Here is a 9,230-nt window from a genome sequence, read left to right as displayed (position 1 = left end):
GAGGATGTAGTAAGATTTGTGGAAAAACAAATCTACTACATCCTTTTTTGTATTTTAAAGTGGTAGATTTGGAATAATATTCTTATTGTTAAAAAGGAGGTTTCCAAATGAAAGAAATAAAAGTACCAAATATTGATTATCAAGCAGAGATTAAAAAATGTAAAACACTTGAAGATGTTACAGGTAAAAATGGATTATTGCAAAGGTTATTTAAAGATGTTATGCAACAACTTTTAGAAGCTGAAATGGAGGAAAATTTAGGTCGTGAAAGATATGAAAGAATTTCAGATGATAGCGAATATGAAGAACGTAATTATAGAAATGGTCATTCTAAAAAGAATGTGAGAAGTAGCTTTGGAGATGTGGAGTTGAAGATTCCAAGAGATAGAAAATCAGAATTTGATCCTATAGCAGTAAAAAAATATCAAACGGATTGTAATGAATTTGATAAAAAAATAATAGCATTATATGCTCGTGGAATGAGTACTAGAGATATTCAAGCGGAATTAAATGAATTATACGGAATAGATATATCACCTAGCATGATATCCAATATAACAGATAAAGTATTAGGCTCCGCCGCCGAATGGCAAAATAGGATGTTAGATGAAGTATATCCTATAGTTTATATGGATGCTATTCATTTTAAAGTGAGAGATGAACATAGAATAGTAACAAAAGCAGCTTATATTTGCTTAGGTATTGATATGGAAGGAATAAAAGATATCTTAGGAATTTGGATTGGAGAATCCGAAGGTGCTAAGTTCTGGTTAAGTGTTTGTAATGATCTAAGCAATAGGGGTGTTAAGGATATATGTATTGCATGCATGGACGGATTGAAAGGACTTCCAGAAGCTATTAAAACAGTATTTCCAAATGTAAGTATTCAAAATTGTATAATACATCAAATTAGAAATTCTATGAAATATGTACCCTATAAAGATAGAAAAGCATTTGTAGCGGATTTAAAGAAAGTATATAAAGCTCCTACTGAAGAAATTGCGCTAGCGCAGCTCGATATGCTAAAAGATAAATGGGATGATAAATATTCAAATGTCATTGATTCATGGTATACAAATTGGGATAAATTATCAACATTTTTTGCATTTAATGAACAAATAAGAAAGATGATTTATACTACTAATACACTTGAAGGAGTTAATAGACAGATAAGAAAATTTACTAAGACAAGAACTGTATTTCCAAACGACGATTCATTAAGAAAATCATTATATTTAGCTACAGAAATTATTATGCAAAAATGGACGTCACCAATTCCTAATTGGGGTTTAATTTTATCACAATTTATGATTATGTTTGGTGATAGGCTTGATAAAAATGAAATAATATAAGGCTTGTACTTTTTCGAGCTTTAATGAATATTAAACCATTTTTAGCAGATACTAAATGTATATAAAAACTCATTATTATTATTTGAAAAAATAAATAAAAATATAACTGGAAATAAAATTTCCAGTTATACATTTTATTATATTTATATTTTACACAAATTTTTAGATATCCTCTAAATTCAATCAAATAGACAATAAAACTCGACAATACATCTTAGTGTTGTCGAGTTTTTCATAATAACTATTAATGCCTATGTATACCAGTACTACATCTATATTTGTGATTTACACAAATTTATCTATCTCTCCTCAGATCATATCTCAATATCTAATTTATTATTCCATTATATCAAAAAACACGACATTTCTGCAGTGGATTTTTGAGCAAATGTAAAGACTACTTATTGAAACTTTCTAATACCTTTTATATTATTTATTACCTTCTTTATTTTTGTTTCTTACCGGTACAAACTCTGAAGTAGTATCATTAGGGTCAATGTAGACATAGTCTCCATTGCTATCCTTTTTTAATCCTAAAGATGCCATTTTCTTTTTAGTATTTTTATATTTTGTACTCATTACCTTCACCTCTTAAATATTATAAATATCATTCGTTATTATCTTTCCCTCTTATTTTTATAATAATTACCTAAGGCTGACATTTAGTTCTTCATATTATTATAGTACTTCAATAAACTGAAGAAGTTTACTCTTATCTGGACTAACAAAATTATCAGAATCAATTAAATTAATTAATTCATTTTTTGTAACCCACTTATAATCAATAGTTTCCCCATCTTGTAATATAATTGAATCTTTCTTTATATTGCATCTACATGTATACATCTTATAAAATGTATTTTTCTCTACCTTTTTTATTGTATAAATAAGCTCTAAATTATTAGCTTTAATACCTGTCTCTTCAAACAATTCTCTTTTTGCTGCATCTAAAAACTCTTCACCTTTTACTACACTTCCACTAGCTCCAGCTTCCCAAAGGCCTGGTTTATTAGGTTTATTCCAATCTCTTTGCATTAATAAAAAAGTTCCATCCTCATGATATACAATAACATCAACTACTGCATGCAAAATCCCTTTACTTATTTTCTCTCCTCTGACTATATCAACACCTATTTTTTCTTCATTTTCATTATATCCATCCCATAATTCCATACATATAACCTCCTAACTTTATTCTATTTTGTTATTCTTTTAATAGTATCATCTACAGAAATGCATTCAGCATATCTACCATTCCACATATTATCTCCTTTTATTGCTTTTTACTAATTATAATCTATATTTTTCCAAAGAAAAAGAGAATCTATTTTAGATCCTCAATTTTCACTTACCATTCTCTTTAATTAACTAGGCTTTAATATAACTTTTTGCTATATCCAACACCTTTTCAAATTCATTTATATTATCATTTATAAATTCTAAAAGCTCTTCTCTTGACGGTTCTTTATATCTATGTGAAATTCTATTTCTAAGCAATCTTGCTCCATTTAAGAATTCATACGTCTCTTCACCTATAACTTTATTTTCAACTAAAATAATAAGCGATGCTTTCATATCTATTCCTATTTTATATTTCTTTAACTCTTTTAAGATCATAGAAGTTAAATTTTCAACTGTTATAAAAAAATCTACAAATATTTGCTTTAGCCCAAATTCTATAAAAATTGTTTTATTATCTTCTTCTAAATCTTGCAATAATTGCTTACAATCTTTCAAATTCTTTATTACTTCAGTCATATCTTCAATTATTTTTATTAATCTTTCTTGATTCATGATAACAATTCCCTTCTTCTACACTTAAAATAATACTCATTTTCTCTATAATACCAATCAACTTTTTCTATAAATTTTTCTAAAAATTTATTATTATCAGTTGTATAAATACTTTTACCATCATTTAGAATATCTATTTTAATAAATATATCTAAGTTATCACTATTTAAATCAATTACATCTATATTTCTTTCTAAAAGATCTTCTAAAAATAATTCTAATTTTAAAATTTCTTTAATTGTTAACTTTGAGGTTCCTAATATAGCTATATCCACATCAGACTCTTCATTAAAATTGTCAGTAATTATACTACCAAAAACTAAAGCATTATTTATATCTAACTTACTAAGATAATTCTTTAATTCTTTACTCTTTAATTTATCTAATATTTCTAACTGTATATTCTCCATTTTACTCCTCTCTTCTTTATCTAATATTATTGATTATGTACTAATTATAGCATAATATTCCTTGTTTATTTCTCTAAAAGTTTTAAAATAAAAACACCTACGTTTAAATAGGTGTTCCTAATAATATTATTATCTTATCTTTTAATTATAGTTACTGAAACATTTAACTTCTCTATCATTAGCTTATCAATTCTCAGTCTTTCCTTACAAAAATAAAATACTCCTTCTATCCCCTTTAAGTTATGACTCTTACCAAAATTCATATTACTAACCCAATTTGCAACTTCATCAATCCAATCTGGCCTTGAACCCTCTGGTGACTTTCTCTCATTTGCTGCTTGAATTATTATATCTTCTACACTTGAAGGCTCAATATAAACAATAGATGGACTTAAGGATTTTACTGTTTCTAATAAGCTTTTAAGATATAAATATATTTCTTCATCACTTTTTTCATATACACCTAACAATTCAAATATATGATTTTGTAGAAATGCACATTCAAAAATATAAATATTATCATTTAACAAAGCCTGCTCTGCAAATTTACTCCATCTTCTTAAATGTATATCTCTAAATTCATCTAAGCTTTTTCTACCATCACATATTTCCTTTGAAGCAACATCACCTATTAAACTCCAATAACAATCTTCTGGAAAATCTATTTTAGTATAAGCTAAAATAACATTATTATCTTCTATTCGTGTTTGCCTTTGAATTCTACTAATTAACTCTTCTTTACTTATACTCTTCTTTGAACCTTCCCACATTTCAGAACACTTCTTAATAAAATCATTATATTCATCTTCTTTTAAACAAGCATTCCATGCCATATCTGCTGGATGTGACATTCCTTCTTCATAAAGAATTGCCTCTTTTCCCTCATCTATTAACTTTTCCTTTATTTTTCTTGCAGTTGTAGTTTTACCTGCACCTGGTATACCCTCAACTAATATTAATCTACTATTCATACATTTCCCCTCATAAACCTATACTGATATTTTACCTCTAAACTCTTTTTAACTATTCAACTCTATCCATTCTTCCATAACCTTTTCTAACTCTTCACTTAATTCTTCTTTTTTAGAAAATAGTTCATTAAGTTCTTCATAATTTAACTCTAAATTGCTCATAGTTAACTCAATCCCTTCAAGTTCCTTTTCAAGCTTTTGAATCTTTATTTCAAGTTTCTTTATTTCATTTTCTCTCTTTTTTACTTCATCTATTTCTTTTTTCTTCTTTTCCTTTTTTATAACTTTTTCTTTCTGTAAATCATTAATTTCCTTTTCTAGTTTTACCCTATCCTGTATTTCTTTATAGTAATCATAATTTCCAAGATAACTTTTAAATTTATTATCTTCAATTGCAATTATTCTTTCACCAATCTTATTAATGAAATACCTATCATGTGATATAAAGAAAATAGTTCCTTTAAATTCTTCTAAAGCTTCTTCTAAAGTTTCTATAGAATCTATATCAAGATGATTAGTTGGTTCATCTAATATCAATAAGTTAATATCCTCATATAAAAGCATTGAAAGTTTCAATCTTATTCTTTCTCCTCCTGATAAGGCTTTAACTTTTTTAAACACACTATTACCAAAGAACATAAACTTAGATAAATATTCCCTTGCTTGCCCTTCTAATATTGAAATATCATCTCTAAAAGCCTGAATCACAGTATACTCTTCATTATCAAAAGTAATAACTTGTGGTAAATAACCCACCTTTACATTAGCACCTAATTCTACTGTTCCTTTGTCTGGAGCTTCTTCTCCTAATAGCATCTTTAAAAATGTTGTCTTTCCACTTCCATTAGGACCAACTAAAGCAACTCTTTCTTTAAAATTAATTAATAAATCAGCTTCATTAAAAATTACCTTATCAATATAACTTTTACATAAGCTCTTAGCTTTTATAGTTTCTTCTCCTGATCTTTCACTATTTTTGAAGTTTAGCTTCATAGTTTTATTTTCAATCTTTGGCTTTTGTGCATCCTCATTACTTTTCATTCTTTCAAGCCTTTTTTCCATACTAGCAGCTCTTTTAAAGAATTTACTATTATCAGCTCGTATTGCCCAATCTCTAAGGTCCTTTATAGTACTTTCCATGCTTTTAATTTCTTTTTGTTGTTCTTTATAGTTATGCATTTGTTCAAGTAACTTTTCTTCTTTTTGCTTAACATAACTTGAGTAATTACCTTTATAAGTTTTACTTTCCATATCTTCAATTTCTATAATTTTACTAACTACATTATCTAGGAAATATCTATCATGAGATACTATGATTACAATACCATCATAATTATTAAGATATCTTTCAAGCCATTCAATAGAATCCATATCTAAATGATTTGTAGGCTCATCTAATAATAAAATATCTGGATTATCCATTAATAATTTTCCTAATATAACTGTAGTTTTTTCACCACCACTTAATAAATTAAATTCTTTATCTAAAAAGTTTTGTGTAAATTTTAATCCTGTACATATCTTTGCTAATTTTTCTTCAGTATTATAACCACCTTTAACTTCATAGCTTTGAACTAATCTACTATATTGTTTTAAACTTCTCTCAAGTTCTTCTCCTTTCAACACTTTCATCTCATCTTCTAACTTATGCATTTTTTCTTCTATTTCATAAACTTCACTAAAAGCCATCTTCAAAACATCAATAACCTTTATTCCATTTTCATATTGTGGAATTTGCTCTAAATATGCACATGTAGCTCCACTTGGCTTATTAATAAATCCTTCATCATACCCAGGACTAGTAGCCCCTGGATATCCAACACAATAATCCATTGGCAATATTCCTGCAATAAGTTTTAAAACCGTAGTTTTACCACTTCCATTGACACCAACGATACCAACCTTTTCTCCTGAATATACTTGAAAATTAATATTCTTAAGAACAAGTGTTGCTTCCATATATTTTTTTACATTAACTAACGATAATTCAAACATAAATACGCCTTCTTTCTTTTTCTACTAAAACTCTAAATAGAAAGGCACAAAGCTATAAACTTAACTCTTAGCTTCATATATACTTTTAACTCAAACTTAATCTAAGAATTTGTTAGCTAAAAACTACTCCTTGTTATCAATCACCCAATATTCTAGGTTATTACAACGGTCAGTCTTAAGATAAAAACAAAAAAACTGTAAAAAGATATACTCTCCCTACAGTCTGAAATCACATTATTAACCTATAATCTCCAAATATTCATAGTCAAACAATTAATTATACTCCACAAAGATACTATAAATAACGTAAACTTTTTGTTATGTTATTTTATAATAATATGTGTTTATATAATTAATATATTATTTATTTAAACTTATATCTAAAAACTATAATGCCTATTTCAGTAAAGTAAGTTACCTTCTAAATGCCTTATTCTATAAAGAGCACAACAATAAAACCTATATAATTAGGTCAATTTTTACTCATTATAAAATCAATATAAAATTAAAATTTAATTTATATTAGCAATTAGCTGGTCTCATAACTTACATTCCCCTTTCAGCATCTTTTCCTTTATTATACCATAATATGTATTTAAATCAAATATAAAACATCTATAACTAGATAATCATTTTGCAGTTCGTTTCCGTACTTACTTGGCTACAAGGAATGAAGATATAAAAAAAAATTAATTCAAGATAGTGAAAATCTATAATTAATAATTTCTATTAATTTAATATCCAATCAATATTCAAAACATGCTATAATGTACAAATCAAATACTATAAAAATTATTAAAAAGGTGTGTTTTATGAATAAATTATTTATATTAGTTGGTCCATCAGCAGCAGGAAAGACTCTAATTTCCAACTTTTTAGTACATAAAGATGTTAATTTTTTGCAAAATCTAATTAATGTAGTTAATGATTTAGATAAATCATCAATGTTAGAAAATTTAAATATAGCAATTAACACCTTGGAAAAGTCTCCTTTTAATAAAATCATTACATCTACTTCAAGACCTCCAAGAGAAAAAGAAATACATGGTGTTGACTATTATTTTTATAATAAAGATGAATTTGAAAAAAAAATTAGTAATGATGACTTTTTAGAATATGTTGAAAACTTCGGAAACTACTATGGAACTTGCTTAGAATCTATAAATAATTCATTGAATATAGGAAATTCAATTATTGTTTTAGATGATAAAGGTGCTATAAAAATGAAAGAACTTTTAAAATCCCAAGCAATTACTATTTACCTAGATATCCCTGTGGATGTTATGGAAAAGAGAATGAATTTTAGAAATGATGATCCTGCATCAATGCTAACAAGAACTACTAACTTACATATCATGTCTTACAAAAACAAAGCAGATTTTATTATTAATGTTAATAAAAGAATTGATTTTGTTTTATTAGATATAATTGAAATTATAAAAAATACTATTGCCAGATAAATTTATGTCTGGCAATAGTATTTTTACTTATACTCTATTTTAATTTAAACTCTATTTTTCATCCTTATAAATTTGTTCATTACATAGCGGTAAGTCATGCTTTGCTCTAATTTTATTTTCAATTTCAAGAGCTATTTCAGGGTTTTCTTTTAAATATATTTTTGCATTTTCTCTTCCCTGACCTAATCTTATGTCATTATAAGCAAACCATGCACCACTCTTTTGAACTATCTCTTCATTCACACCAATATCTACTAAATTACCTTCCTTAGATATCCCTTCATTATACATAATATCAAATTCAGCCTGTTTAAAGGGTGATGCAACTTTATTTTTTATAACTTTTACCCTAGCCCTATTTCCTAAAAAAGTATCTCCATTCTTTATTGTATCAATCTTTCTTATATCTAACCTTACAGATGCATAAAACTTAAGTGCTCTTCCACCTGCTGTTGTCTCTGGATTACCAAACATAATACCTATCTTTTCTCTCAATTGATTTATAAATATCACAATACAATTTGATTTATTAATAGCCGCTGTTAATTTTCTCAATGCTTGAGACATTAATCTAGCTTGCAATCCTATATGTGAATCTCCCATTTCTCCTTCTATCTCAGCTCTTGGTACTAATGCTGCTACAGAATCAACTACTAATACGTCTATAGCATTAGATCTTACAAGAGCTTCTACTATTTCTAAAGCTTGTTCTCCAGTATCTGGTTGACTGACTATTAATTCATCTGTATTAACTCCTAATTTTTTAGCATATGTTGGATCTAATGCATGCTCTGCATCAACAAAAGCTGCTGCTCCTCCTAATTTTTGTGCTTCAGCTATTATACTTAATGATATAGTTGTCTTACCTGACGATTCTGGTCCATATATTTCTATTATTCTTCCCTTTGGAACTCCCCCTATTCCTAATGCTATATCTAAAGCTAATGAACCTGTAGGTATAGACTCTATATCTAGTGTTTTATTTGAACCCAATTTAACTATAGAACCTTTTCCGTATTGTTTTTCAATTTGATTCATAACTGTTTCTATCGCTGCCATTTTCTTCTTATCAATATCCATTTTTTCTCCCCATTCTCTTTTATCCACTTTTTATTAATACTACTTTTACCTTTTATAAAATAAAAAATGCATTGTATCGACGGCAAGTGGTATAACCATCGGTACAACGCATTTACTATTTTAAGTATAACATAATTTTATTTTCTAATGTAATACTACAAGTTAAAA

9 protein-coding genes are annotated in these 9,230 nt (G+C 27.0%); 2 read left to right on the top strand and 7 right to left on the bottom strand.

Annotation, left to right across the window (positions count from 1 at the left end; translation table 11 throughout):
• Positions 1 to 107 precede the first annotated feature (107 nt).
• Positions 108 to 1,352 carry an IS256 family transposase gene (locus HCG70_RS11950; protein WP_055292152.1) on the top strand — a complete coding sequence of 415 codons (1,245 nt, stop codon included), beginning with the start codon at positions 108 to 110 and terminating at the stop codon, positions 1,350 to 1,352.
• Positions 1,353 to 1,781: 429 nt separating this feature from the next.
• On the opposite strand, the gene HCG70_RS11945 is transcribed toward HCG70_RS11950, so the two are convergent.
• The 6 genes from HCG70_RS11945 to abc-f all read right to left on the bottom strand — a co-directional run bounded on the left by HCG70_RS11945 (position 1,782) and on the right by abc-f (position 6,522).
• Positions 1,782 to 1,931 carry a hypothetical protein gene (locus tag HCG70_RS11945; protein WP_172676155.1) on the bottom strand — a complete coding sequence of 50 codons (150 nt, stop codon included), beginning with the start codon at positions 1,929 to 1,931 and terminating at the stop codon, positions 1,782 to 1,784.
• A gap of 99 nt (positions 1,932 to 2,030) precedes the next feature.
• The gene (locus tag HCG70_RS11940; RefSeq protein WP_042399563.1) at positions 2,031 to 2,525 is read right to left on the bottom strand and encodes an NUDIX domain-containing protein; all 495 of its coding nucleotides are present in this window, start codon (positions 2,523 to 2,525) and stop codon (positions 2,031 to 2,033) included.
• Between the two features lie 195 nt (positions 2,526 to 2,720).
• The gene (locus HCG70_RS11935) at positions 2,721 to 3,146 is read right to left on the bottom strand and encodes a HepT-like ribonuclease domain-containing protein (RefSeq protein WP_042399564.1); all 426 of its coding nucleotides are present in this window, start codon (positions 3,144 to 3,146) and stop codon (positions 2,721 to 2,723) included.
• Complete coding sequence (locus HCG70_RS11930) at positions 3,143 to 3,556, bottom strand: type VII toxin-antitoxin system MntA family adenylyltransferase antitoxin (RefSeq protein ID WP_042399565.1); 414 nt, start codon at positions 3,554 to 3,556, stop codon at positions 3,143 to 3,145. The genes HCG70_RS11935 and HCG70_RS11930 overlap by 4 nt, the downstream gene beginning before the upstream one ends.
• A gap of 134 nt (positions 3,557 to 3,690) precedes the next feature.
• Complete coding sequence (locus HCG70_RS11925) at positions 3,691 to 4,527, bottom strand: hypothetical protein (protein WP_195948797.1); 837 nt, start codon at positions 4,525 to 4,527, stop codon at positions 3,691 to 3,693.
• Positions 4,528 to 4,575: 48 nt separating this feature from the next.
• Positions 4,576 to 6,522, bottom strand: coding sequence for a ribosomal protection-like ABC-F family protein (gene abc-f, locus HCG70_RS11920; protein WP_221697817.1), 1,947 nt, complete (start codon positions 6,520 to 6,522; stop codon positions 4,576 to 4,578).
• An 812-nt stretch (positions 6,523 to 7,334) separates the two neighbouring features.
• Between abc-f and HCG70_RS11915 the strand changes: the two genes are divergently transcribed.
• Positions 7,335 to 7,982: a guanylate kinase gene (locus HCG70_RS11915; RefSeq protein ID WP_042399570.1), complete on the top strand. Its 648-nt coding sequence runs from the start codon at positions 7,335 to 7,337 to the stop codon at positions 7,980 to 7,982.
• 51 nt (positions 7,983 to 8,033) lie between these two features.
• On the opposite strand, the gene recA is transcribed toward HCG70_RS11915, so the two are convergent.
• On the bottom strand, positions 8,034 to 9,062 hold the full coding sequence (gene recA, locus HCG70_RS11910) for a recombinase RecA (protein ID WP_154820815.1): 1,029 nt from the start codon (positions 9,060 to 9,062) through the stop codon (positions 8,034 to 8,036).
• Positions 9,063 to 9,230 lie beyond the last annotated feature (168 nt).

The organism is Clostridium sp. K04, from assembly GCF_019734375.1.
Classification (GTDB): domain Bacteria; phylum Bacillota; class Clostridia; order Clostridiales; family Clostridiaceae; genus Clostridium; species Clostridium saudiense.
The sequence above is the reverse complement of the archived record's forward strand: the minus strand, read 5'-3'. Positions and strand labels throughout refer to the sequence as shown.

Bases quoted from the DNA above. Each gene is read 5' to 3' on its own strand.
- HCG70_RS11950 (WP_055292152.1), top strand. From the start codon at position 108: ATGAAAGAAATAAAAGTACCAAATATTGATTATCAAGCAGAGATTAAA.
- HCG70_RS11945 (WP_172676155.1), bottom strand. From the start codon at position 1,931: ATGAGTACAAAATATAAAAATACTAAAAAGAAAATGGCATCTTTAGGA.
- HCG70_RS11940 (WP_042399563.1), bottom strand. From the start codon at position 2,525: ATGGAATTATGGGATGGATATAATGAAAATGAAGAAAAAATAGGTGTT.
- HCG70_RS11935 (WP_042399564.1), bottom strand. From the start codon at position 3,146: ATGAATCAAGAAAGATTAATAAAAATAATTGAAGATATGACTGAAGTA.
- HCG70_RS11930 (WP_042399565.1), bottom strand. From the start codon at position 3,556: ATGGAGAATATACAGTTAGAAATATTAGATAAATTAAAGAGTAAAGAA.
- HCG70_RS11925 (WP_195948797.1), bottom strand. From the start codon at position 4,527: ATGAATAGTAGATTAATATTAGTTGAGGGTATACCAGGTGCAGGTAAA.
- abc-f (WP_221697817.1), bottom strand. From the start codon at position 6,522: ATGTTTGAATTATCGTTAGTTAATGTAAAAAAATATATGGAAGCAACA.
- HCG70_RS11915 (WP_042399570.1), top strand. From the start codon at position 7,335: ATGAATAAATTATTTATATTAGTTGGTCCATCAGCAGCAGGAAAGACT.
- recA (WP_154820815.1), bottom strand. From the start codon at position 9,062: ATGGATATTGATAAGAAGAAAATGGCAGCGATAGAAACAGTTATGAAT.